A 23,907-nucleotide genomic window follows, 5' to 3' on the forward strand; every position below is an offset into this window, starting at 1 on the left:
GGACCGGGTCGAGCCCGTCGGCTTCAACCCGTTCGCATCAAAAGTGTTACCCATGTCCTCGGAATAAAGTGTTACCGATGTGTCCGGTAAGCACCGGAGAAATAATGGTGCGCCCGGCAGGATTCGAACCTGCGACCTACGGCTTCGGAAACCGTCACTCTATCCAACTGAGCTACGGGCGCAATTACGTCTCATGATAGCGTAATCTAGGTTGCCTTTAAATCGGGCAGGAATTGAAGCGGACCGAACAATGGCATCACAATCCGGCATACTGGATTGATATTGCGGCCAGTTTGCCCGGCGCGCGCCAGCAGGTATACTTGCCCCACCCAAAACAAACGGCCCAAATACCGGCCAAGAGCCCGTCGGGGAGAGCACATGAGCCTAGAAAAAGACCAGGTATTTTTTAAGAATTTTTCCATCGTCGTCGGCCTGCTGGGGCTGATGATGGTCATATTCCTGATAGCCGCCATGATCATCGGCGATATCGACTACGCCGGCGATGCCAGGGACGACAAGGTTGCCGAGCGAACCGCACCCGTCGGTGAGGTTCGCGCCGACGGCGAGGCCATGCCGGAGCAGAAGACGGCCGCCGCAGACACCGGCGAGGCCGGTGCCAGCGACGAGCCGCGCTCCGGCAAGGCGGTTTACGAAAGCGTGTGCATGTCCTGCCACAGCGGTGCGCTGCCCGGGGCACCGGCGATCGGCAAGGCCGGCGACTGGGCACCGCGTATCGACAAGGGTATGGACACCCTGTATGACAACGCCATCAACGGCTACCAGGGTGACGGCGGCATGATGCCAGCCCGCGGCGGCGATTCATCGCTCAGCGACGACGAGGTCAAGGCCGCCGTCGACTACATGATCGAACAGAGCGAATCCTGACAAGCCACAGATCAGAAACAGGCAGGAACGCGGCGGCCGGTGAGCCGCTTTTTTGATCCCGGCTTTATATCCCCGCCTCTTGAACTGGTTATCTCCCCACCAAGGTCGTCGAGATCAGACCGTCTCCAACGGCGCATAGGCCGCCACCAGCCACTTGGAACCGCCGTGCTCGAAGTTGACCTGCAGCCGTGTCTGGCTGCCGCTGCCTTCCAGGTTCAGCACCGTACCCTCGCCGAATTTCGCATGGCGAACGCGCTGGCCCAGCGTGAAGCCGGTCTCCTCACGGATACTGGCCGTCGGCCGTGTCGTTTTATTCGCTCCCGAACTGCCGCGTGAGGCTAAGGGCTGGGCGGCAAAGCCGCCGAGGCGTACCGGCTCCAGCAGCTCTTCCGGCAGCTCGCGCAAGAAACGTGACGCCGGCGCGTAGAAATCCGAACCGTGCAGGCGCCGGTGCTCGGCATGACACAGGGTCAATTGCTCCTGGGCGCGGGTGATGCCGACGTAGCACAGTCGCCGCTCCTCCTCGAGCTGAGTGGCGTCGCCGCTGGAGCGCTGGTGCGGGAACAGGCCTTCCTCCATGCCGATCATGAACACGAGCGGAAACTCCAGGCCCTTGGCAGCATGCAGCGTCATCAGCTGTACGCAATCGCTGTTGGCGTCACCCTGCGCCTCGCCGGCCTCGAGCGCGGCGTTGGCGAGGAACTGCTGCAACGGCGTCATCTCGTCCTCGCTGTCCTCCGGCATGCGGAATTCGCGCGCCGCGCGGACCAGCTCGTCGAGGTTCTCCAGCCGCGCGATGCCGCGCTCGCCCTTTTCCTTCTTGAAGTGCGGGATGAGGCCGCTGCGGTTGATCGCCGCCTCGACGGCGTCGGCCAGGTCGAGCTGCTCGATTTCCTCGCCCAGGTCGTGGATGAGGCGCAGAAAGCTTTCCAGCGACGACAGCGCCCGCGCGGCGAGCAGTTTATGCTCGCGCATATACAGTGCCGCACGCCACAGGCTGATCTGCTGCTGGCGGGCGGTGTCGCGCAGTTCCTGGATTGTGCGCTGGCCGATGCCGCGCGTCGGCACGTTGACGATGCGCTCGAACGAGCCGTCGTCGTCCTTGTTCAGTGCCAGCCGCAGATAGGCGAGCGCATCCTTGATCTCGGCGCGCTCGTAGAACTTCATGCCACCGTAGATGCGGTAGGGGATCGAGGACTGCACCAGGCCTTCCTCAATCACGCGCGACTGTGCACTGACGCGATAGAGAATGGCGAGATCACGGTAGGCACGGCCGCGCGATTTGGCATTGGCGATCTCGTCGACGATGTAACGCGCCTCGTCCTGCTCGTTGTAGGCGGTGTAGAGCTTGATGCGCTCACCCTCGTCGCCATCGGTCCACAGCTGCTTGCCGAGCCTGCCGGTGTTGTTGTCGATCAAGTGGTTTGCCGCCTTCAGGATCGTCGCCGTCGAGCGGTAATTCTGCTCCAGCCGCAGCATCTGCGTGTCGGCGAAGTCGCGCTGGAAGCGCTGCATGTTCTCGACCAGTGCCCCGCGCCAACTGTATATGGAGTTGTGCGTGACCACACCCGAGGCGACAAAATTATGCGTGCGATCGACGTTGAGATCGTAAACCGCGACCTCGTCCTGCTCGTATTCCAGACGCTCCACCACGCTGAACTGACCGGCGGCTGTCGCCATGACCATGCCCGGACGGATTGCCGAGGCAGTGATGAAAGGCAGTGAGCGATCCAGGATATGGCCCTGCAATACATAACGCGCGTTATCGAGTCGCTCGCGTATGCGCCGGGCGATCCGCATAAGTTCACCGAAATCACGCCGCACTGTTTCGAAACGCCAGCTGCTGGTATCTGCCTTGGCGGGACGTATGCTCAAACCCAGCGCCTCCAGTTCACCACGATCCCGTTCGTTTACGCCAGCAATCGATATCCGGTGCATGGGACTGGCACCGCGGCGATCAGCACACAACGTGATAACGATATTCCGGCGGTTGGAATTGCGCGCCTGTGGTACGTGATGCGGACGCTCAGGGTCGAGCCCCACTGACTCCAGCAACTGTTCTGCGCTTTCCTTGGTATTCAGCGACTTATAAAGCCGGCCAATGATTTCCGCATCATGGACCAGACCGTTTTTTGCCTTGCCCTTGCGCGGCACGAACGGCAGTGTCGGCAATCCGTAACGCAACGAGGTCTGCATTTCATCCAGCCGGGCGTCGTTTTCAGTACCATGCGTGCGAACGATCCACAGGGCATCGGCATGTTCATGCAGTGCACGCTGTTTGAAACCGACAACCGGTTTTACCTGCCCCCTCGTATACACCTGCGAAGTACCTAGCCTGTAGCCCATCCCCTCCTTATACATCAAATAAAGGAAATAGGTCTGCGGCGCTTCGCCGAGTACGTAGCCGGCAAAATGCGTATGTTCCGGCGTGCTACGGATGACTTCACCCGAGTTCAGATGAATATTCACAACGGGTCGCCGGCGCCGGTGCTTAAAGCGCTCAGTAACAGTAGCCGACCGGAACTCGCCGCGACCATAGCTCGACAGCACCTGCTCACCAGCCTGGATCGACTCGATAGCTTTGCTGGAACCATCCGCCATGGCGACTTCGGTACCCGCCGCCAGGCACTGATCATCGTCACCAACAGCGAACAGTGATCCCGTATCACCGGCGAGCAGCTTCAGCCAGGCATACTGCAGGGCGTTGGTATCCTGGAACTCGTCGACCAGGATGTGCCGGAAGCGCTGGCGATAATGATCCAGCAACGAGGCATTGTCGCGGAACAGCTCGAAGGCGCGCAGCAGCAGTTCGGCGAAATCCACCAGCCCGCCGCGATCGCAGGTCTGCTGGTAGGCCTGGTAGATGCGCACCATCTGCATCTGGTTCGGGTCGCCGTGGTCGTTGATGTGACTCGGCCTCAGGCCCTCTTCCTTGCGCGCGTTGATGAACCACTGCGCTTCGCGCGGCGGCCACTGGGACTCGTCGAGGTTCAGGCCGCGCAACACTCTTTTGATGGCACGCAACTGATCGTCGCTGTCGAGGATCTGAAAGTCTTGCGGCAGGTTCGCGTCCTGGTAGTGCGCGCGCAGCAGGCGATGGGCGATGCCATGAAAAGTGCCGACCCACATGCCGCCGGCCGGAATGCCGAGCAGCTGTTCGGTGCGTGCGCGCATCTCGCCGGCAGCCTTGTTGGTAAAGGTCACCGCCAGGATGCCATGCGGCGTGGTCTCGCCGGTACGCACATACCAGGCAATGCGATGCACCAGCACGCGCGTCTTGCCGCTGCCGGCGCCGGCCAGAACCAGGATATTGCCGGTGGGTGCGGCGACGGCTTCGCGCTGGGCGGCGTTGAGGGGATCAATAATGTCGGATACGTCCATGGGCGGCGATTGTAACCTCGGCACCGGTTTTTTTCACGACGCAAAAATCAACACCGCCAATGCACGCGAATAAACGCTAATACATTTTCAATTATAATCCGTGTTAGTGCTGTAAGCTGATCGCCTCGTTCTCAAGAACCAGCGCGGCATTCCTTAATCTTCTTTATATTTGCGTGTATTTGCGTTCATTTGCGGATTCTTCAATCTGTTACAATTGACTATAACGCTTATAAGTCCAACTCTGATGCAAACCATGTCCGCAACCGCCAGCAATCTCGTACCGCTGCGCGATCAACCCGACGCGCTGCTGGAACTCATCGACTTCGTCATCAAGGAAGCACTGCGCCAGGGCGCCGACGCCGCCGAGGCCGACATCAGCGTCGGCGACGGCCTGACCGCGACCGCGCGCATGGGTGAGGTCGAGACCCTGGAACACCAGCGCGACAAGGGTCTGAGCCTGGCCGTCTATGTCGGCGAACCGGGTAACCAGCGCAAGGGTCAGGCCAGCAGCAGCGATCTGAACAAACCGGCGCTGATCGAGACCGTGCGCGCGGCGCTGAGCATCGCCCGCCACACGAAAGCCGACGCCTGCAGCGGCCTCGCCGATGCCGGGCTCATGGCCGCCAATGTGCCCGATCTGGACCTGTACCATCCCTGGAACATCGATCCGCAGGCGGCATTGGAACGGGCACTGGCCTGCGAGCAGGCGGCGCGCGACTTCGACGGCCGCATCGAGAATTCCGACGGTGCCAGCGTCAATACCATGGCCGGCGCCGGCTACTACGGCAACAGTCACGGCTTTCGCGGTGGCTGGCCGTTCTCCCGGCACAGCCTCGACTGCGCGGTCATCGCCCGCGACGCGCACGGCATGCAGCGCGACGGCTGGTACAGCGTGGCGCGCGCGGCGGCGGATCTGGATACGGCCGAAAACGTCGGCCGGCGCGCCGGCGAACGTACCATCCAGCGGCTGAACGCCCGGCGCCTGGCAACTTCAAGCGCGTCGGTCATTTTCGAGGCCGAGGCGGCGCGCAGCCTGTTCGGCCATCTCGTCGCCGCGGTCTCGGGTGGCAATCTTTACCGGCGCTCGTCGTTCCTGCTCGACCGGCTCGGCGAACGGATATTCCCGGAGTTCGTGCACATCCACGAGCAGCCCCACCTGCCGAAGGCGATGGGCAGCGCCGCCTTCGACGACGAGGGTGTCGCCACCCGGGCGCGCGATCTGGTCAGCGACGGCGTGCTGCAGGGCTATGTCCTCGGCAGCTATTCGGCGCGCAAGCTGGGGCTGCAGACCACCGCCAACGCCGGCGGCGTGCATAACCTGACCATAGAATCCGGCCACCAGAGCCTGACCGATCTCATGCAGGCCATGGGCAGCGGCCTGCTGGTCACCGATTTGATGGGCTTCGGCGTCAACCTGATTACCGGCGACTACTCGCGTGGCGTGGCCGGTTTCTGGATCGAGGACGGCGCCATCGCCTACCCGGTCGAGGAAATCACCATCGCCGGCAACCTGGCGGACATGTTCCGCAGCATTGTCGCCGTCGGCAACGACGTCGATACCCGCCACAATATCCGCACCGGCTCGGTATGGCTCGAGCGTATGACCATTGCCGGTGAATAGCCGGTGACTAAACGCCCCCGGTACTTGGCGCGCTGCGGCGGCAGGGGTAGGATTAGTGTCAGAGAAAGCGTCTCGTCCAAATATAAAAAAACCGCCAAGAGACTGTCACCATGAGCGTACCGCAGCAGGCATTCGCTCGTTCCGTGCGGGACGAGTTGCAGGGCGTTATCAGTGAAGCCAATGGGATTATCCTGGGTAAGGAACATGTCATCCGGCTGGCACTGACCTGCCTCATTGCCCGTGGCCACCTGCTGATCGAGGACCAGCCCGGCGTCGGCAAGACGACCATGGCACACATGCTGGCCAAGACCCTGGGGCTGAGCTTCCAGCGCATCCAGTTCACCAGTGACCTGCTGCCGGCCGACATCCTCGGCGTGTCGATCTACAACCGCGAATCATCGGCGTTCGACTTCCACCCCGGTCCCATCTTCTCGCAGGTAATCCTGGCCGACGAGGTCAACCGCGCCACGCCGCGTACGCAAAGCGCGCTGCTCGAGGCGATGGAGGAATACCAGGTCACCACCGAGGGCGAAACACGCCCGCTACCGAAACCGTTTTTCGTCATTGCCACGCAGAACCCGGCCAACCAGATCGGCACCTTCCCGCTGCCGGAATCGCAGCTGGACCGTTTCATGATGCGTATCGAGCTCGGTTACCCGGATGCTCGCGCCGAGCGCGAACTGCTGGCCGGCCGCAGCCGGCGTGAACTGCTCGAGGACATGCAATCGGTGCTGCAACCGGAACGCCTGCTGCACATGCAGCAGGAAGCCACCAATATCCACGTTGCCCCGGCGCTGCTCGACTACCTGCAGGACCTGCTCGAATTCAGCCGCGAATCACGTCACTACGTCAGCGGGCTGTCGCCACGCGCCGGCCTGGCCATACTGCGTTGCGCCCAGGCCTGGGCCTTGCTGCACGGCCACGCCGAGGTGCTGCCCGACGATATCCAGGCGGTGCTGCCCAGCGTGATCGGCCACCGTCTGCAATCCAGCCTGGAACAGAACGATCCCGGTGCCGGCGCCCTGGCACGCAATCTGATCGAGCAGGTGCCTATTCCCTGATGGTGACTGGCTTGATTGGTAACTGGTGATTCGTGATTGGCGATACTTGCTCTTTGTGGGAGCGCATTAACCAAGAGCGCGCAGCGTACTTCTGGTCCCTTCCCCCTTGACGGGGGAAGGTTAGGATGGGGGTAAATTAAACATCCTCGATAATTCAATCACCCCCACCCCGACCCTCCCCCGTCAAGGGGGAGGGAATGGAATGTGACTGGTGATTAGTGATTGGTGGGGTTTAACTCTTGTGGGAGTGAATTGACCAATAGCGCAAAGTGCACTTCTGGTCCCTTCCCCCTTTGATGGGGGAAGGCAAGGATGGAGGTGAATGAAACAGCCTCGACAATTCAACCACCCCCACCCTGACCCTCCCCCGTCGAGGGGGAGGGAATGAAAGTAGGAGCGGCGACCGCGCCGCGAAGAAATACTGATTCAATGCAATCCAATACCATGCCCCTGAAACCCGACAGCCCTGCCAGGGCAGATTAATTTACGATGGCGGCATCCACATTGTCTGCCGGCTACGCTTCACTCAGACAGCGTTTTGGTCTGAACCGGCGCCGCATCTTCATCCTGCCGACCACCGCTGGCCTGCTGTTTGCCGCCACTCTGACGGTCATGCTGCTTGGCGCGATCAACTACGACAACAGCCTGGCCTATGGCCTGACCTTTCTGATCGCCAGCCTGATGCCGGTCGCGATCCTGCACACCTATCGCAACCTGGCCGGGCTGGAACTGAGCAGTGCCGCGCCACAGCCGGTGTTTGCCGGCGAACCGCTGCACCTGCCGGTGGTGCTCGACAATCGCGGTCTGCCGGCGCGGGCCGCCATCGAGTTGCATCACCTCGCGGGCAGGCGCCCCTGGCAGCGCGCCCGCTCCGGCGCACGGACACTGTCACTGGAAGCCGACAGCCTGCGGACGGTCGAGCTGCCGGTGCAGCATCTCGACCGCGGCATACACACGCTCGGCCGCGTCCGTATCGGCAGCCGTTTCCCGCTCGGCCTGTTTTATACCTGGTCGGATTTTGCCTGCAACTGCACAGCCGTGGTCTACCCGAAACCGGCCGGCAATCTGCCCCTGCCGGCGAGCACCCACGACCAGGGCGAGGATCTGATCGGCGAGTTGAGTGGTAGCGATGATTTCGTCGGCTTTCGCGGCTACCGGCCCGGCGACTCCATGCGCAGCATCGACTGGAAGGCCGTCGCCCGCGGCCAGGAACTGCTGGTCAAGCGCTTCAGCGGCAGCGGTACGCGCCAGATCGATCTCGACTGGGACACGACCCGCGCGCTGGGCAATACCGAGGCGCGGCTCAGCCAGCTGTGCCGCTGGGTACTGGATGCCGAGCGCCAGGGTCTGCGCTACCGTCTGCGGTTGCCGGGCGTCGAACTGTCGCTGGACAACGGCCCGCAGCACCGCCACGCCTGCCTGCTGGCGCTAAGTCGTTATGGTCACTGAAGCGGACAACACCGTTGCCGCCAGCGGCCGGACCGGCAAGCGTGTCGGGGCATACCTGCGTGGTCTGCACCTGCCGGCCAACAGCTACTGGCTGTGGCTGGCACTGGCAACACTGCTGGCGGTGCTGCCACACAGCCGCCACGCGCCGATCTGGATCCCGGTCAGCTGCATCGTCCTGGTACTGAGCAAACTCGTACTGGTCTACACCAACCGGCCACGACACAGCGGCTGGGCGCTGGCGATCATCCGCAATCTGCTGGCGCTGGGACTGGTCATGGGCGTCTACCTGAACTACGGCAGTCTGCTCGGCCGTGATGCCGGCGTCGGCCTGCTGATTGTGCTCAGCGGTTTCAAGTTTCTCGAGGCACGCCGCGACCGGGATCTGTACGTCAGCACCGCGCTCGGCTTCTTCCTGATCGTTACCAATTTCTTTTATTCGCAGACCATCGGCACCGCCGCCTACATGGCGCCGGTCGTGATCCTGCTGCTGGCGGCGCTGCTGGATCTGAACGATCCGCAACAGGCCCTGTCGACGCCGCGCAAGCTACAACGCGCCGGCGCCATGCTGCTGCAAGCCGCGCCGCTGATGCTGATCCTGTTTTTCCTGTTTCCGCGCGTATCCGGGCCGCTGTGGGGGATCCCGGACGACGCCTTCTCCGGCCAGACCGGACTCGATGACATCATGGCACCGGGCAGCATCAGCCAACTCAGCGACTCCAACGAGGTTGCCTTCCGGGTCGAATTCGCAGGCGACCCGCCGCCGACCAACCAGCTTTACTGGCGCGGCCCGGTGCTCTGGGAGACCGATGGCCGCGTCTGGCTGCAGGGCAAGCAACGCGACCGCGGTGACGTCAAGGCGACCGATTACAGTGACGGCATCGACTACACGCTGATGCTGGAGCCGCACAATCGCAAGTGGATCTATGCCCTGGAAATGCCGACCGAGGCGCCCGACGATACCGGCTTCAATCGCGACTACCAGCTGCTCGCCGAGGACAAAATCCGCAAGCGACGGCAATTCGAACTGACCGCCCATACCGACTACCGGCTGACCGGTGCCGACTCGATCGATTTCGAACGCGCGCTGGCATTGCCACCGGCCCAGCATCCGCGCACGGTGAAACTCGCCCAGGAATGGCGCGACCAGGGCCTGGAGTCGCGCGAAATCATCGACAAGGCACTGGCGATGTTCCACAACCAGACGTTCTATTACACGGTAACCCCGCCGCTGCTCAGCGGTGACCCGGTGGATGAGTTTCTGTTCGAGACCCAGGAAGGTTTCTGCGAGCACTATGCCGCCGCGTTCACCGTACTGATGCGTGCCGCCGGCATCCCGACACGGATCGTTACCGGTTACCAGGGCGGCCGCCTGAATCCGGTCGGCGGCTATTATGCCGTCTATCAGCGCGATGCCCACGCCTGGACCGAGGTCTGGCTGAATGGCAGCTGGCAGCGCGTCGATCCGACCGCGGCCGTCTCGCCGGCACGTATTCGTGACGGCCTGGATGGCGCCCTGCCGGAGAGCGCCGATTCTGCCCTGGGCGTCAATCGCGATTCATGGATCGGGCAAACCCTGCAAAGCATTCGCGACAACTGGGACGCGCTGAACACGCAGTGGAATCAGTGGGTACTGGGCTACACGCAGTCGCGACAGCGCGATTTGCTGAACCGCATGGGCATCGATTACCGCAACTGGCAGGAACTGGCGATATGGCTCGCGGCCATTGTCACAATCGCGATCACGACCATGGGACTGTGGCTGCTCGCCCGCCGACGCGACAACACCGACACGGCCCGGCGCCTGTACAACCGTTTCTGTCGCAAGCTGGCCCGTGCCGGTTTACCGCGCCGCAGCTATGAAGGACCGCGCGATTTTGCCGGCCGCGCTGCGCAACGCTTTGGCGCCCAGGCAAATGCCATCCACGCCATTACCGAACGTTATGTTGATATTCGCTATGCCAACAAGAGCACGGATGTCACCGGTCTGCGCCAGGCCATCCAGCGTTTCCGGCCGGGAAACGCTGGCCGTTAGTGCACTACTGTAAAACCCGCGGGCCCGTTCCTGTCACCCAGTAAAACCGGTCCTACACGGTATTCAGTCGCGCCAGTAGTTGTTCGCTTCGGCAATCGTGCGAAAGTTGACCGCAACGACATGCGTAGCCGCGATGAGGCTGTCCGGATCATGGGCATAGGCCGGGCGCAGTTTCTTCAACACTTCGACATCCGGCTGGATGGTCTTGACGCTGGTCCGCGACATCTTCACGGCCAGCTCGAAGCCTTCTTCCGGCGTGGCCGTGATCAGGCTCGGCAACCAAGATGCTTCATCATCTGTGCCTGCTTCCTGGGCCTGCAGCACTGGTGCGAACAGCAACGTCACTATCAATAGCAGACTGCTTTTATACTTCATAACAATACCCTCTTTCCGTGCCTGTTTGCTTTACAGAGTCGTGCCTGTGATCACCGGTTAACTCAGGCTTCCAGCGCCTCGGCCGGGCCAAAGAATTCGTAATGAATATCGTCGGCCGGCACCTGTTTGCCCCTGAGCAGCTTGTTGACGTGCTGGAGCATGGGCTTGGGACCGCAGAAGTAATATTTCGCCGACGCCCCCGCCTGCAGGTCGTCGAGCAGCTCGCCGTCGACAACACCTTCGCTGTCGAAGCGGCCCGCCGCGCGATCCTCGGGACGCGGATCACTGTAGCGTACGTGCAGTTGCAGGTTGCTGTACTGCTCTTTCAGCAGGCGCAGTTCCTCGGCAAAAGCATGCACCGTCCCGTTGAGCGCGCCCTGGATGAAGACGATCGGCCGTGCTTTCGACGAGCGTTCCAGCGCCGAATGCAGCATCGACAGGATCGGCGTGATCCCCACACCACCGGCGATGAACACCAGCGGCCGGTTTTCCTCGCTTGGCAGATCCAGTCTGAACTCGCCGCACGGCGGTCCCAGTTCCAGGCTGTCGCCGGTCTGCAGATGATCGTGCAGATGATTCGAAACCGCCCCGGCCGGAGCGTCCGGTGCCGGCGCCGGCTCGCGCTTGACGCTGATGCGGTAGTACGGCGTGCCCGGTGCATTGGACAGACTGTAGTTGCGCATTGCGACCTGGCCGTCGGCAAGCGGCACCTTCACGGTAATGTACTGACCGGGTTCGTGCGCGGCCAACGGCTGGCCGTCGGCCGGCTCCAGATAGAACGAAACGATGTTGTCGCTGGCCGGTTCGCGCCGGGCAACCGTAAATTGCTTGAACCCCTGCCAGCCATAGCTTTTTTCCTGGGCGTCATAAATCTGCTGCTCGCGCTGGATGAAGATATCCGCCAGTACGCCATAGGCCTCGGCCCAGGCGTCGATGACCTCGTCGGTCGCGGCCTCGCCCATGACTTCACGAATGGCCGCCAGCAGGTTCTCGCCGACGATCGGGTAATGTTCCGGCTTGATTTGCAGTGAGACGTGCTTTTGCGCGATGAGCTCCACCGCGTCGGCCAGCGCGGCCGGATTGTCGATGTTCTGGGCATAGGCACAGATCGCCCCGGCCAGGGCCCGCTGCTGGGTGCCGGCCTGCTGATGCGCCGGATTGAAGTACGGCTTCACCTCCGGGTTCTCGCGAAACATGCGCGCGTAGAAATGGCGCGTCAGGGTCTCGCCGTTCGCCTGCAGGGCGGGGATGGTCTGTTTAACAACGGCAATGGTTTCCGGCTTGAGCATGCGTGTTCTCCTGTCTCCATGTTTAAATTGGTATCTTGCATACCTATTTTATTCGGTATATTATTTACCTGTTTCCTTGGAGTCAAGTTCTTATGCAGCTGACCACGCACACCGACTACTCGCTGCGCCTGCTGATCTATCTGGGGATCCATACCGGCGACGGGCCGGCGACGGTGCATGATGCGGCGACCCGCTACCGCATCTCCGCCAACCACCTCGCCAAGGTGGCACAGACACTGGTGCAACTCGGCTATATTCACAGCCACCGTGGCCGCGGTGGCGGCCTGGAACTGGCATGGCCGGCAGACAAGATCAATATCGGCGCGGTGGTCCGGCAAACGGAGAACCTGCAGCTGCTGGAGTGCTTCGGCCCGAACTCGACCTGCCCCATCGACCCGGCGTGTCATCTCAAGGGCGTACTCGGCAAAGCGCAACAGGCCTTCCTCGAGGTGCTCGATGGCTACTGCCTGAGCGACCTGATCACCAACAAGGGCAAGCTGCGCAAACTGCTCGACGTCGCCTGACGGGGATTGCCGCTGTTGAGTACCCGCATCGCCAGCAAGCGCATCTATGCACCGAGCGAGCCCGGCGATGGCTGCCGCGTACTGGTGGATCGGATTTGGCCGCGTGGCGTGCGCAAGGCCGACGCCGCCATCGATCACTGGCTCAAGGACGTCGCACCGAGCAAAACGCTGCGCCAGTGGTTCGGCCACGACCCGGAACGCTTTGCCGAATTCCGGCGCCGCTATCAAACCGAACTCGACAACAACCGTGACGCGGTCGATGAACTGATCGATCTGGCTCGCCAGAACAGCGCGCTGACGCTGATCTACGCCGCCAGAGACAGCGAACACAATCACGCGGTCGTGCTGGCCGACTACCTGCAGCAACAACTGGAATCATCGTGATGTCCGTGAATGAACCCAGCTCGCCCGTCTGCTACGCCGCTGAAACGGATTGGCAGACGACACCGGAAAACCTGCGCATTCTGGTACTCGGTATGGGCGCCATCGGCGGCTATGTCGGTGGCCGACTCGCCGAAGCCGGCGCCGACGTGACCTTCCTGGTCCGCGAACGGCGCCTGCACGCGGCGGCGAAGCAATGGCTGATCGCGCGCAGTCCACTGGGCGACCTGTGTCTGCAACCGCGCCGGGTCGGCGCCGGCGATCCGGGCAGCGGCTACGATCTGGTGATACTGGCATGCAAGGCCTACGACCTGGACAGTGCCATCGACGCCATAGCACCAGTTGTCGATGACGACACGACGATCCTGCCGTTGCTGAACGGACTCGTGCATCTGGACGCGCTCGATGCACGCTTCAGCCGACGCCAGGTCATGGCCGGATTTGCCCACATGGCACTGGAGCAGCGCAGCGATGGCGTCATTCATCACCTGAACGATTTTCATCGTGTCGTGTACGGCACCCGCCATGCCTCACAGAAAGCCCACGCGCGGCGCCTCGCGGCGTTGGGTGACAAGGCAAACCTGGATAGCCGCTGGGCCGAGCCGATTGAACAGCCGCTGTGGGACAAGTTCGTCTTCCTGGCGACACTGGCCGGCGCCACCTGCCTGTTTCGCGCCACGCTGGGCGAGATACTGCACACCCGGTCCGGCGAACGCTTCATACTGGACCTGCTGCAGGAATGCACGGCGGTGGCCAGCGCCAGCGGCCAGCCACCGACGGCGGAGACACTGGCAGATTACCGCGAGCTTCTTACCGATCACACGGCGGCCTATACGGCCTCGATGTTGCGCCACATGCAACGCGATGCGCCCACCGAGGCCGAGCACATCCTCGGTGACATGCTCCGGCGTGCAGACGCCCAGGGCATCGAGGCCAGCGCACTGGCGCTCGCCTATTCCAACCTGCAGGCCTACGAGCACCGGCTCCAGGGCAAAGCCGTCGGCTAAACCGAAAGCGCTGTGAAACGTGACGGGGACAGCTGTCGGTTCTGCAACCTGTAACCCGCCATGCAGCAGCCTGTCCTGACGGCAATTCGCAAGGCCGGATGGCTATATCTTATAGTTATAAAGTCTATTTAAAATACTTTTAAGTCAAAAAAAGAATTAATATTCTTTAGTCCAATAAACTGTCTCACACTCTATTAATCTGGAACACGCTCAAGCCCCATCTGTGTATCACCCGTCAGCCCGATTAGCGGGCATCGCCGGCAGTGCCGGCGCCGCGCCCCGGGCCATATTGGTTCGGGGCGCGGCGCTATGCATCATTCACATTGCACGATGGAGCAGCCAGACAACCTGTTTTGAATACCATGAACGGAGCCAAACTCGAACCCGGAACCAGCCCGCTGACGGCAGAGCAGCTGCAGCAGCTCAACCACCTGGTGCAGACGCTGTCGCCGCAACAGGCGGCCTGGGTCAGCGGCTATCTTGCCGGCCTGCAGCAGTCCGGCAGCGGCGCCGCGGATACAGCGGCGGCAAACGCGCCGACGTTGACCGTGCTGTATGGCTCCGAAACCGGCAATAGCGAAGAGGTCGCCCGGCAGCTCGGCGAGCGCGCCACCGCCCAGGGCTTCGCGGTACAAATTGCGGACATGGCCGAATACAAGCACAACCGCCTGCGCCAGGAAAAGCACCTGCTGGCCATCGTCAGCACTCACGGCGAGGGCGATCCGCCGGAACCGGCGCAGGAGTTCTTCGAATTCCTGTCCAGCAAGAAGGCACCCCGGCTCGACGGCCTGCAGTTTTCCGTTCTCGCGCTGGGCGACGCCAGCTACGAACATTACTGCCAGGCCGGCAAGGATCTCGACAGCCGCCTTGAGGCGCTCGGCGGCCAGCGGCTGCAGCCGCGGGTCGATTGCGATGTCGACTACGACGATCCGGCCGAAAACTGGATAAACGGTGCGCTGGAGACGCTGGGCGAGGTCAGCGGCGAGCCGGCGCCGGCCGCCACCGAGGCCGCCGGCACGCCATCGGTGCTGTACACGCGCAAGAATCCCTACCCGGCTGCGGTGCTGGAGAACATCGTGCTCAGCGGCCGCGGTTCCGCCAAGGAGGTGCGCCACGTCGAACTGTCGCTGGCCGACTCCGGCCTGAAGTGGGAGCCGGGCGATGCCCTCGGCATTGTGCCGGTCAATGATCCTGAACTGGTCGACGCGTTACTGGCCGCGCTGGCGTTCGACGCCGAAACCCCGGTAACAAGTCCCCGCGACGAACAGGTGCCGCTGCGCCAGGCATTGCTGAACGACTGTGAACTGACCACGCTGACGCGCCCGCTGATCGAGCAGCACGCCGAACTGGCGGCGACCGACGAACTGAAGACGCTGCTCGGCGACGACCAGCGCGAGGCACTGAAGCAGTACATGTATGGCCACCAGCTGATCGACCTGGTGCGCGACTATCCGCCGGCGAAGGCCAGTGCCCAGGACTTCGTCAGCATCCTGCGGCGCCTGCCGCCGCGGCTGTATTCCATCGCCTCGAGCTGGCGCGCCAATCCCGACGAGGTACACCTGACCGTGGATACGGTGCGCTTTGAGGTCAACGGCGAGTACCGCCACGGCGTGACCTCGACCCTGCTCGCCGATCGCCTGGCCGAGGACGATACGGTCAGCGTCTATATCGATCACAACAAGAACTTCAAGCTGCCCACCGATCCCGACACCCCGATCATCATGATTGGACCGGGGACCGGCGTCGCGCCGTTTCGTGCCTTCCTGCAGGAGCGTGAGGAAGCAGGCGCGAGCGGCAGGAACTGGCTGTTTTTCGGCGACCAGCACTTCCGCTGCGATTTCCTCTACCAGACCGAATGGCTGCGCTGGCGGCGCGCCGGCCTGCTGAACCGCATCGATGTCGCCTTTTCCCGCGATCAGGCGGACAAGATCTACGTCCAGCATCGGCTGCGCGAACAGGCGCGCGACGTGTATGACTGGATCGAGGCCGGTGCACACGTCTATGTTTGCGGCGACGCCGAGCGCATGGCGCCCGACGTTCACCAGGCGCTTGTCGATATTATCAGTGAGCAGGGCGGTCTCGAGTCGACCCAGGCCGAAGGCTATCTCAAGCAACTGCAAAAGAATCGCCGCTACCAGCGCGATGTCTACTGAGGTGCAACATGGTTGAACTGAAACCCGAACATTCCCCCGTCGAGCACATCAAGGCGAACAGCAACCGCCTGCGCGGCAGCATCGCCGAAGGTTTGCTGGACAAGGCCAGCGGCGCGATCGCCGATGACGACACCCAGCTGACCAAGTTCCACGGCATCTACCAGCAGGATGACCGGCGCCTGCGCGATGAGCGCCGGCACCAGAAACTGGAACCCTATTACCAGTTCATGATTCGCCTGCGGTTGCCCGGCGGCGTGCTCAGCCCGCAGGAGTGGCTGGCACTCGACGATCTGGCGCACCGCCACGGCAACGCCACGCTGCGCCTGACCACGCGCCAGACCTTCCAGTTTCACGGTGTCCTGAAGGAACACCTGAAGCCGCTCATGCAGGGTATCAACGCCGCCGGCCTGGACACGCGCGGCGGCTGCGGCGACGTCAACCGCAATGTCATCGCCAACACCAACCCGCACCGCTCGGCGCTGCACGCCGAGGTTCACGATTACACCCGTTCGCTCAGCGAGCGGCTGTTGTGGCACTCGCGCGCCTACGAGGAACTGTGGCTGGACGCCGCGCCGAACGAGGCACCCGAGTACGAGCCGCTGTACGGCGAAACCTACATGCCGCGCAAGTTCAAGATCGCGATCGCGGTGCCGCCGGAAAACGACTGCGACGTGTTCGCCAACGACATCGGCCTGATCGGCATCGCTGACGATGACGGCGGCCTGGCCGGTTTCAACGTCGCCGTCGGCGGCGGTTTCGGCATGACCTACGGCGAGCCGGAAACCTACCCGCGACTGGGTTCGGTCATCGGCTACATCGACAAGCAATACGTCGTCGACGTGGCTGAGCAGATCGTCGCCATCCAGCGTGACTTCGGCGATCGCGTCGAGCGCAAACATGCGCGGCTCAAGTACACCATCGACGATCGCGGCCTCGACTGGTTCCGCGACACCCTTGCCGAACGCCTCGGCTACCCGCTGGCAGCGGCGCAGCCTTACGAATTCAAGCACAATGGCGATCGGTACGGCTGGATTGAGGGAACGGACGGCCATTACCACCTGACGCTGTTCATCGCCGCCGGCCGTATTGCCGACTTCGACGACTACGCGCTGATGAGCGGCGTGCGTGAACTCGCGTCGATCCATCACGGCGAAATCCGCCTGACCGGCAATCAGAACCTGATCTTCGCCAACGTGCCGGCTACTGAACGCGAGCGTTTTGACGCCGTCATCGAACGCTACGGTCTCGATGCCGGCCAGCGCAGCAGTGCATTGCGGCGCGCCTCCATGGCCTGCGTCGCCTTTCCCACTTGCGGCCTGGCCATGGCCGAGGCGGAACGCTATATACCGGCATTCATCGACAAACTGGAAGCAATCATGAAAGCGGCCGGGCTGGGCGACGACGAACGCATTACCGTGCGCATGACCGGCTGTCCGAACGGCTGCGCGCGGCCGTACCTGGCCGAGATCGCACTGACCGGGCGGGCGCTGGGCAAGTACAACGTCTACCTCGGCGGCAACCCCAGCGGCGAACGCCTCAACAAGCTGTACCGGGAAAATATCGGTGAAGAGGAAATCCTGGAGACGCTAGAGCCGCTGATCCAGCGTTATGCCAGCGAACGCAACGCCGGTGAAGCGTTTGGCGACTTCGTAATCCGCGCCGGTATCATCGCCGCGACGCGTGAAGGCCGCGACTTTCACGAGCAGACGCCGAGCCACACCTGAAGCGACTGATGGCACTGCGGTTCAGGCATTGAGGTAACCGTGCGCCCCCAGCACGGCCGCGGCCACTGTCACCATACTGAGCGTCAGCAACAGCCCGTGCAGTCGCTGAATCAGCTGCAGCCGGGCACCAGCTTGCGGCGCCGTCAGCGCCTGCCGATGGCGCCGCTGGTGCAGCGGCTCGATAACGAACAGCACCAGCGTAAACAGCAGCCAGATCGCGGCCATGGCATGCATCCACCAGTAGCTGATATCCAGCAGTCGCTCCCACGCCGCAAGCCGGTGCGTGAGGTAGAAACCGGTCAGTCCGGCAACCGTAACCGAAAGCTTCGCCTGTCGGGAAAACCCCGCCTCCAGGTCGGCGAACTGCGCCAGCGCCATGACCGCGTCTGCCTGGCGCCGCAAAGCCGGCAGCAGGACCAGTGTCACCAGGCTGACCCCGCCAATCCAGTGCACGACGGCGAGCACATGCATAGCCCGCGCCAGAGTAATGTCCGTTGGCACGCCACTATCCCCGATCGGAGACAGCGTCCGGCCGCGTGACCAGAAACACGCCCACCGCGGTGAAGATCGCCAGCTGCAGCAGTACAACCCAGGCCGGCACACTTAACCAGAGACTGCACAGCAGGCCTGCAGCCATGACAATGAATGCTGCCCACTTGGCGCTGCGATTGACGGCGCCGTAACGACGCCAGTCCGCGAGCACCCGGCCGAGCGTCGGATGCTGCAGCAGCCAGTCGTGCAGGGTGGGCGAACTGCGCGCAAAGGCAAACGCCGCCAGCAGCAGAAACGGCGTGGTCGGCAGCAGCGGCAACACGATCCCGGCGATACCGGTACCCGTCGCGGTCAACCCTACCAGCACCCATAGCGGCCGCATCAGCATGCTATTTCCCCACGCCGCTTCAGGCCCCTGCCTGGCGTCAGTGCGCCGAGCAATAGTGCCAGCAATAACAGGTAGGCCAGCGACCAGGCGCCACTCGCCAGCCACAGGCTCGTCATGGTGTAACCCGGCAGATGGACGGCCAGTAGCCGCAGCAACGTGGCCAGCGCGATCAATACTGCCGTCGCGTAAAAAAACGGTCCGGCGGCCGCGGCCTGCTGCAGATTGATCAGATGCACGCGCGCGGCAATCGTGATCGACAACGTCCCCAAAGCACCGATGGTAATAACATGCATGGCGCCGCTGTAACCATTGCCAAGCAGCAGTGTCGCGCCCAGCGCGAGCAGGCCGATCGCCAGCCAGAAATAACCGGCGCCAAGCGCAAACAGATCCGCTCGCCGGCACTGCCAGAGCCGCCAGCGAATCAGGCGCAGTCCCGCGATCAGACCGGCTGTCAGCAGGACCAGCCCCGTTGCCATCCGCCAGCCCGGCACCACACTCAGTACGGCAGCGAGCACCAGTAGTATGATAAGCGCCGCTTCCAGTGACGGCTGCACGCGGGCAGTCAGACGGCCGCCGCGGCGCTGAACCTCACCGGCAGCAGCGGCGGCAATAATCCGCCCGCCCATGAACAGCATCAACAGGCTCAGCAGGATAATGCCGAACAGTAGCAGTGGCGCCGGCGCGAACCACTGCAGGTCGACAAGGACCTGGTAGCCTATGGGTAGCAGAAACAGCACCAGAACCAGCGGCGCGATGCTGCGGTTGCGCCACTTTTTCGCTGCCAGCAGCTTGGGCACGACAAACCAGGCGGTCACCAGCACGAAGGCCGGGGACAGAAATCCCGTAACCACGCTGGCGGGCGCGACCAGGGCCGCGATCCGGGCAGCCAGCCACAACGCGAATATGCCATACAACCGTGGCCGCGGTTGCGGCCCCAGCAGGTAGCCGGCGATCAGCGCCAGGACAAACCCGAACAGCATCTCGCGGCCGTGGCCGGCGGCCAGGCCGGCCGGCCAGGACCAGCCGGCCAACAGATTGGCCATGGACAGGGGAATGAGTACGGCCGCATGCAACGCCGCCGCCGGAAAGAACAGCCTCTGGGCTGGCAGTTTCGATCGGGCCATGCCGGATCGGTTTACTGACACGCCGGATGTCACCTGGCTGTATCCCTCACCGCTCCAGCAATTTGAGCTTGTCGGGCACACCGTCCCATTCGTCGGCATCCGCCGGCGGATCCTTCTGCTCGCTCAGCACCGGCCACTCGCGACCCAGTTCCGCATTGACCTCCAGGAATTGATACTGGTCATCGGGCACGTCATCTTCGGAATAGATGGCGTTGACCGGGCATTCGGGCTCACACAGGCTGCAGTCGATGCATTCATCCGGGTCGATGACCAGCATGTTCGGGCCTTCGTGAAAACAGTCCACCGGACAGACCTCGACGCAGTCGGTGTACTTACACTTGATACAATTTTCGGTCACGACGTAGGTCATGTGTCAGCTCTCATTCATCAATCCGTTACACCGCCCCGCGGCATTAGTCGCCGTCCGTCTCCGGAACAGGCGGGACAGGTTGACTCGTACTGCTCCTGCAGTAGCGTCGGATCGGCGCCCATGGCCTGCAACGTCTCTACCAGCAGATCGTATTCCCGATCAGCCTGGGCGGCGAACAGCGGATCGGCGCGCCATTCGAAGCGGGTCAGCAGGGTCATCCAGTCGGACTGCATCAGGCTGTCGATCAGGGCCGGGAATACGTCTGTCTCCTCGCATTCGAGATGCTGCCGGTAGGCGGTCAGATAGGCATCCCCCTGGCGAACCAGGTCAGGACGCGCCACCGGCAAGTCATTAAGCACCGACTCGAGCAATGAACGCAACTGCACTCCCTGGTTCGTCATAGTCTCGTGCTGACCGGCGAGCGTGTCGATCACCGGTTTCAGGTCCGTTCGCCGGCTTACCAGGCGCTCGAACAGCAGGTCCTCGAAGACGTGATGATAGCGATCCGGATAGTAAGTCAGGTAATGCATGACCTGATACATCAGCGCGTAATCCGGTCGATCGCCGCGATCGACGGCTGCTATCTGGTGTTCAAGTACGTTCAGCAGGGTCTCGATCTGGCGGTGATCCTGCTGCAGACGTTCTAGGGCTGAATGGGGCATGGTCCACTACCTCGCAATCCGGTGAAGTCGCTTTACTCTAAATGAGTATGTAATATACCAGTTTAAAGTCAAGTCACCGCCTGGCGTTTTTCCATCAGGAGGGGTGTGTATACCAGCGCATACAGCAAAAGCGCCAGGCTCCAGAGCAGGCCCGCCCCGACAAGCAGCGTATTGATGCCAGGATAGACGCCCGCCAGAACCCGCAGAACGGCGGCCAGCGACATCAGCACGAAGGCAACGGTGACCGCCGGATGCGCGGCCAGCGGCCGACCGCTGTGGCCGAGCGCCACCCGCGCCATCATGCCGAGCGTCAGGCTGCCCATCGCACCGACCATGAGGGCGTGAATACCCACGGACCAGACCAGCTCCGTCGTACTGTGCAGCGCGAGCAACAGCAGACCCGCCGGCACCCAGGCATAGCCCAGATGCAGCACCCAGAGCAGCGGCTCCGCCAGCGTGTGCCAGGGTTTCCAGGCCAGCCAGCGCAACAGCACCAGTACGGCGGCAATGACCAGTAACGCGGCCAGCGCTGGCGTACGCCCCAGCCACAGATAGGCGGGAATCAATGCCAGACAGGCGAGGGTTGCCGCCCAGTTCAGCCAGGGCCACTGCAGCGGCGCGGCCACGGGCAGGCGCCGTTCGGTAAAGAACGGAATGACGCGCCCGCCCATGAACACCAGCAGCGTCACTACCAGCAGCACGGTCACATCCTGCACCGCAGCAGTGACACCAGCGACGATGCCGTGCCACTCCAGATGCAGCAGCAGATTGCAGCTCCAGAAAGCCAGCAATAACAACAGTAAGCTGTAATTGCGCCGATTGCCGGCCGCGATCAGCGTGTGGCCGGCGATACCGGCCAGCAGTGGCAGAAAGGCCAGGTCGATGATACTGACCACCCCCAGCGGCAGTCCGCCGGGCATGACAAAGGCCAGACGTCCGGCCAGCCACACGCCGAACAGCAGCGCCAGCTGGCGGCGCGTGACGAGCCGCAGGCCGGTCCAGTTCTGCATTGCCGTCAGCAGAAAACCGGCCAGCACCGCCATGACGTAGCCGAACAGCATCTCGTGTGCGTGCCATTGCAGCGCCGGGATCGCCCTGTCAATGGCCAGCCCGAACTGCAATAGCAGCAGCCAGAGCAGCATCCAGGCGACACCCAGCCAGGCTGCCCCCAGGAAAAACGGCCGGAAGCCGTCCGCAAGCCAGTCATTATTCATGCGCAGAAAACATCTCCACCAATAAAGCCCTCAGTCAGGGGCCGGCGATGCAAACGCTGCGGAATATTTCGCAGCCCGCGTCATTGCCGTGCCAGCCAAGTCAACTACAGTTGTCATTATCGTTCGTTCGAATTCTGCTTGACGTACCGCCTTAAATCAGTATCTAATTTACCTGTTTAAATTCGCGGGTCAACCGCTGCCCGCCGGTAAGGCAAAACCAGCGCCCGCGATAACCGGAACAATCCGCATCAGGGGTTTTTGAAGATGGCGCCAGGCAATTCAGAAACGCAACCGGCATTTCGCGGCAGTCCCGTCCAGGCACTGGTCGACGCAACCATCGGCTTTGGCGCCGGATTAATGGCTCCTACGACTGCAAGCGACGACCGGAGGAAGTGAAAAAATGCAGCCGTTGGATGGGGTGACACCGCGGGACCAGTACCAGGCACTCGGCATGAGCACACTGGCGTTCACGGTGTGTTTCGCAGTCTGGACGATTTTCTCCGTCATTGGTGTGCGGATTCAGCAGGATCTCGGCCTTTCGGATACCCAGTTCGGTCTCCTGGTGGCGACACCGATATTGACCGGTTCCATCAGTCGGGTTTTCCTCGGCATCTGGACAGAGCAGTTTGGTGGCCGGCTGGTATTCACCCTGCAGATGCTGCTCACCGCTATCTGCACCTGGCTGCTGGCCAGTGTTACCACCTATGAAATGTTCCTGGTAGCAGCGCTCGGTGTCGGCCTGGCCGGTGGCTCGTTCATCGTCGGCGTAACCTATACCTCGCACTGGTTCAGCAAGGAAAGACAGGGCACCGCACTGGGGATTTTCGGTGCCGGCAATGTTGGCGCGGCGGTCACCAATTTCGGCGCACCGTTTCTGGTCGTCGCCTTCGGCTGGGAAGACACAGCCCGGGTCTATGCCGTCGTTCTCGCGGTAATGGCAATCACGTACTTCCTGTTTACGCGTGAAGATCCCATGACGATCGCCCGCCGCCGCGGCGAACGGCAGACGGCCTCGGTCCTGATGCAGCTCGAGCCACTGAAGTACCTGCAGGTCTGGCGTTTCGCGACGTATTACTTCTTTGTCTTTGGCGGCTTCGTGGCGCTGGCTTCGTGGCTGCCCAAATATTATGTCGGCACCTACGGACTGGAGCTTCAGGCGGCCGGCATGCTGGCCGCCGCCTACTCACTGCCCGGTTCGGTATTCCGGGCATTGGGTGGATGGATGTCGGACAGGTGGGGGGCGCGGTTCGTCATGTATCTGACGTTCATCGTTTCACTCATCTGTCTGTTCATTCTCAGTTACCCGGAAACCCGCTATGTAGTCAGTGGCATCGAAGGGCCGATTGAATTCTCGTTCGGCGTGAATGTTGCGCTATTTGCCTTTCTCACGATCATACTGGGCTTTGTCATGTCACTGGGCAAGGCCGCCGTCTACAAGCACATCCCGGTTTACTACCCGGAACATGTCGGCTCGGTCGGTGGCCTGGTCGGCATGATCGGCGGACTCGGCGGTTTCTTCCTGCCTATCGCCTTCGGCGCCATGAATGACCTGACCGGTGTCTGGACCAGCTGTTTCATGCTGTTGTTCGTAATCGTCCTGATTAACACCATCTGGATGCACCTGGCCATACGGGCGATGGAAAAACGCAAGTATCCGGCACTCGCCAGGGCACAGGAACTCAGCGATTTGCCGGATCAACCTTATGTCATGAGTGATTCGCCCAGAACCGGCATGCATAACCATCGCAATACCCACACATAAAGAGAAAAAACAC

Annotated in this window: 20 protein-coding genes and 1 tRNA gene; 11 read left to right on the forward strand and 10 right to left on the reverse strand. The window is 62.3% G+C overall.

The features are described 5' to 3' along the window. Positions 1–105: 105 nt before the first annotated feature. Positions 106–182: transfer RNA gene (locus J2T55_RS06030), tRNA-Arg, on the reverse strand. 196 nt (positions 183–378) lie between these two features. Between J2T55_RS06030 and J2T55_RS06035 the strand changes: the two genes are divergently transcribed. Next, the gene (locus J2T55_RS06035) at positions 379–885 is read left to right on the forward strand and encodes a c-type cytochrome (protein WP_259054827.1); all 507 of its coding nucleotides are present in this window, start codon (positions 379–381) and stop codon (positions 883–885) included. A gap of 114 nt (positions 886–999) precedes the next feature. Here the strand turns inward: J2T55_RS06035 and J2T55_RS06040 are convergent, their stop codons facing one another. Next, positions 1,000–4,266, reverse strand: a complete 3,267-nt coding sequence (locus J2T55_RS06040) for a 3'-5' exonuclease (protein ID WP_259054828.1) — start codon at positions 4,264–4,266, stop codon at positions 1,000–1,002. A 253-nt stretch (positions 4,267–4,519) separates the two neighbouring features. Here J2T55_RS06040 and pmbA point away from each other — a divergent pair, with 253 nt between their 5' ends. From pmbA to J2T55_RS06060, 4 genes are all read left to right on the forward strand, one after another. Beyond that, the gene (gene pmbA, locus J2T55_RS06045) at positions 4,520–5,887 is read left to right on the forward strand and encodes a metalloprotease PmbA (RefSeq protein ID WP_259054829.1); all 1,368 of its coding nucleotides are present in this window, start codon (positions 4,520–4,522) and stop codon (positions 5,885–5,887) included. 110 nt (positions 5,888–5,997) lie between these two features. Further along, positions 5,998–6,948 carry an AAA family ATPase gene (locus J2T55_RS06050; RefSeq protein WP_259054830.1) on the forward strand — a complete coding sequence of 317 codons (951 nt, stop codon included), beginning with the start codon at positions 5,998–6,000 and terminating at the stop codon, positions 6,946–6,948. A gap of 489 nt (positions 6,949–7,437) precedes the next feature. Continuing rightward, positions 7,438–8,397 carry a DUF58 domain-containing protein gene (locus J2T55_RS06055; protein ID WP_259054831.1) on the forward strand — a complete coding sequence of 320 codons (960 nt, stop codon included), beginning with the start codon at positions 7,438–7,440 and terminating at the stop codon, positions 8,395–8,397. Beyond that, positions 8,387–10,429: a transglutaminase TgpA family protein gene (locus J2T55_RS06060; RefSeq protein WP_259054832.1), complete on the forward strand. Its 2,043-nt coding sequence runs from the start codon at positions 8,387–8,389 to the stop codon at positions 10,427–10,429. Before J2T55_RS06055 ends, J2T55_RS06060 begins: the two co-directional genes overlap by 11 nt. A gap of 63 nt (positions 10,430–10,492) precedes the next feature. On the opposite strand, the gene J2T55_RS06065 is transcribed toward J2T55_RS06060, so the two are convergent. Next, positions 10,493–10,750 (reverse strand): hexameric tyrosine-coordinated heme protein, encoded by a 258-nt coding sequence (locus tag J2T55_RS06065; protein ID WP_259055044.1) that lies wholly within the window; start codon positions 10,748–10,750, stop codon positions 10,493–10,495. 116 nt (positions 10,751–10,866) lie between these two features. Next, on the reverse strand, positions 10,867–12,093 hold the full coding sequence (hmpA, locus tag J2T55_RS06070) for an NO-inducible flavohemoprotein (protein WP_259054833.1): 1,227 nt from the start codon (positions 12,091–12,093) through the stop codon (positions 10,867–10,869). A 92-nt stretch (positions 12,094–12,185) separates the two neighbouring features. Here hmpA and J2T55_RS06075 point away from each other — a divergent pair, with 92 nt between their 5' ends. The 5 genes from J2T55_RS06075 (at position 12,186) to cysI (ending at position 17,882) form a co-directional block, all read left to right on the forward strand. Continuing rightward, on the forward strand, positions 12,186–12,617 hold the full coding sequence (locus tag J2T55_RS06075) for an RrF2 family transcriptional regulator (RefSeq protein ID WP_259054834.1): 432 nt from the start codon (positions 12,186–12,188) through the stop codon (positions 12,615–12,617). 12 nt (positions 12,618–12,629) lie between these two features. Then, positions 12,630–13,001 carry a DUF488 domain-containing protein gene (locus J2T55_RS06080; protein ID WP_259055046.1) on the forward strand — a complete coding sequence of 124 codons (372 nt, stop codon included), beginning with the start codon at positions 12,630–12,632 and terminating at the stop codon, positions 12,999–13,001. A gap of 5 nt (positions 13,002–13,006) precedes the next feature. Further along, positions 13,007–14,005 carry a ketopantoate reductase family protein gene (locus tag J2T55_RS06085; RefSeq protein WP_259054835.1) on the forward strand — a complete coding sequence of 333 codons (999 nt, stop codon included), beginning with the start codon at positions 13,007–13,009 and terminating at the stop codon, positions 14,003–14,005. A 362-nt stretch (positions 14,006–14,367) separates the two neighbouring features. Next, entirely contained in the window at positions 14,368–16,158 is a 1,791-nt protein-coding gene (locus J2T55_RS06090) for an assimilatory sulfite reductase (NADPH) flavoprotein subunit (protein ID WP_259054836.1), read from the forward strand. An 8-nt stretch (positions 16,159–16,166) separates the two neighbouring features. Continuing rightward, entirely contained in the window at positions 16,167–17,882 is a 1,716-nt protein-coding gene (gene cysI / locus J2T55_RS06095; RefSeq protein ID WP_259054837.1) for an assimilatory sulfite reductase (NADPH) hemoprotein subunit, read from the forward strand. A gap of 21 nt (positions 17,883–17,903) precedes the next feature. Here the strand turns inward: cysI and J2T55_RS06100 are convergent, their stop codons facing one another. From J2T55_RS06100 to J2T55_RS06125, 6 genes are all read right to left on the reverse strand, one after another. Next, complete coding sequence (locus J2T55_RS06100) at positions 17,904–18,383, reverse strand: hypothetical protein (protein ID WP_259054838.1); 480 nt, start codon at positions 18,381–18,383, stop codon at positions 17,904–17,906. A gap of 4 nt (positions 18,384–18,387) precedes the next feature. Beyond that, a complete protein-coding gene (locus J2T55_RS06105) occupies positions 18,388–18,762 on the reverse strand; it encodes a YbaN family protein (RefSeq protein WP_259054839.1) in 375 nt (124 codons plus the stop codon). Beyond that, complete coding sequence (locus tag J2T55_RS06110; protein ID WP_259054840.1) at positions 18,756–19,886, reverse strand: NnrS family protein; 1,131 nt, start codon at positions 19,884–19,886, stop codon at positions 18,756–18,758. Before J2T55_RS06110 ends, J2T55_RS06105 begins: the two co-directional genes overlap by 7 nt. A gap of 46 nt (positions 19,887–19,932) precedes the next feature. Then, the gene (gene fdxA / locus J2T55_RS06115) at positions 19,933–20,256 is read right to left on the reverse strand and encodes a ferredoxin FdxA (protein WP_259054841.1); all 324 of its coding nucleotides are present in this window, start codon (positions 20,254–20,256) and stop codon (positions 19,933–19,935) included. A 17-nt stretch (positions 20,257–20,273) separates the two neighbouring features. Then, the gene (locus J2T55_RS06120) at positions 20,274–20,918 is read right to left on the reverse strand and encodes a hemerythrin domain-containing protein (RefSeq protein ID WP_259054842.1); all 645 of its coding nucleotides are present in this window, start codon (positions 20,916–20,918) and stop codon (positions 20,274–20,276) included. 68 nt (positions 20,919–20,986) lie between these two features. Next, a complete protein-coding gene (locus J2T55_RS06125; RefSeq protein WP_259054843.1) occupies positions 20,987–22,132 on the reverse strand; it encodes an NnrS family protein in 1,146 nt (381 codons plus the stop codon). 400 nt (positions 22,133–22,532) lie between these two features. On the opposite strand from J2T55_RS06125, the gene J2T55_RS06130 reads away from it, so the two are divergent. Further along, the gene (locus tag J2T55_RS06130; protein ID WP_259054844.1) at positions 22,533–23,894 is read left to right on the forward strand and encodes an MFS transporter; all 1,362 of its coding nucleotides are present in this window, start codon (positions 22,533–22,535) and stop codon (positions 23,892–23,894) included. Positions 23,895–23,907: the final 13 nt, after the last annotated feature.

The sequence above is a fragment of the Methylohalomonas lacus genome, from assembly GCF_024808875.1.
Classification (GTDB): domain Bacteria; phylum Pseudomonadota; class Gammaproteobacteria; order Methylohalomonadales; family Methylohalomonadaceae; genus Methylohalomonas; species Methylohalomonas lacus.

Bases quoted from the DNA above. Each gene is read 5' to 3' on its own strand.
- J2T55_RS06035 (WP_259054827.1), top strand. From the start codon at position 379: ATGAGCCTAGAAAAAGACCAGGTATTTTTTAAGAATTTTTCCATCGTC.
- J2T55_RS06040 (WP_259054828.1), bottom strand. From the start codon at position 4,266: ATGGACGTATCCGACATTATTGATCCCCTCAACGCCGCCCAGCGCGAA.
- pmbA (WP_259054829.1), top strand. From the start codon at position 4,520: ATGTCCGCAACCGCCAGCAATCTCGTACCGCTGCGCGATCAACCCGAC.
- J2T55_RS06050 (WP_259054830.1), top strand. From the start codon at position 5,998: ATGAGCGTACCGCAGCAGGCATTCGCTCGTTCCGTGCGGGACGAGTTG.
- J2T55_RS06055 (WP_259054831.1), top strand. From the start codon at position 7,438: ATGGCGGCATCCACATTGTCTGCCGGCTACGCTTCACTCAGACAGCGT.
- J2T55_RS06060 (WP_259054832.1), top strand. From the start codon at position 8,387: ATGGTCACTGAAGCGGACAACACCGTTGCCGCCAGCGGCCGGACCGGC.
- hmpA (WP_259054833.1), bottom strand. From the start codon at position 12,093: ATGCTCAAGCCGGAAACCATTGCCGTTGTTAAACAGACCATCCCCGCC.
- J2T55_RS06075 (WP_259054834.1), top strand. From the start codon at position 12,186: ATGCAGCTGACCACGCACACCGACTACTCGCTGCGCCTGCTGATCTAT.
- J2T55_RS06090 (WP_259054836.1), top strand. From the start codon at position 14,368: ATGAACGGAGCCAAACTCGAACCCGGAACCAGCCCGCTGACGGCAGAG.
- cysI (WP_259054837.1), top strand. From the start codon at position 16,167: ATGGTTGAACTGAAACCCGAACATTCCCCCGTCGAGCACATCAAGGCG.
- J2T55_RS06105 (WP_259054839.1), bottom strand. From the start codon at position 18,762: ATGCTGATGCGGCCGCTATGGGTGCTGGTAGGGTTGACCGCGACGGGT.
- J2T55_RS06110 (WP_259054840.1), bottom strand. From the start codon at position 19,886: ATGGCCCGATCGAAACTGCCAGCCCAGAGGCTGTTCTTTCCGGCGGCG.
- fdxA (WP_259054841.1), bottom strand. From the start codon at position 20,256: ATGACCTACGTCGTGACCGAAAATTGTATCAAGTGTAAGTACACCGAC.
- J2T55_RS06120 (WP_259054842.1), bottom strand. From the start codon at position 20,918: ATGCCCCATTCAGCCCTAGAACGTCTGCAGCAGGATCACCGCCAGATC.
- J2T55_RS06125 (WP_259054843.1), bottom strand. From the start codon at position 22,132: ATGAATAATGACTGGCTTGCGGACGGCTTCCGGCCGTTTTTCCTGGGG.
- J2T55_RS06130 (WP_259054844.1), top strand. From the start codon at position 22,533: ATGCAGCCGTTGGATGGGGTGACACCGCGGGACCAGTACCAGGCACTC.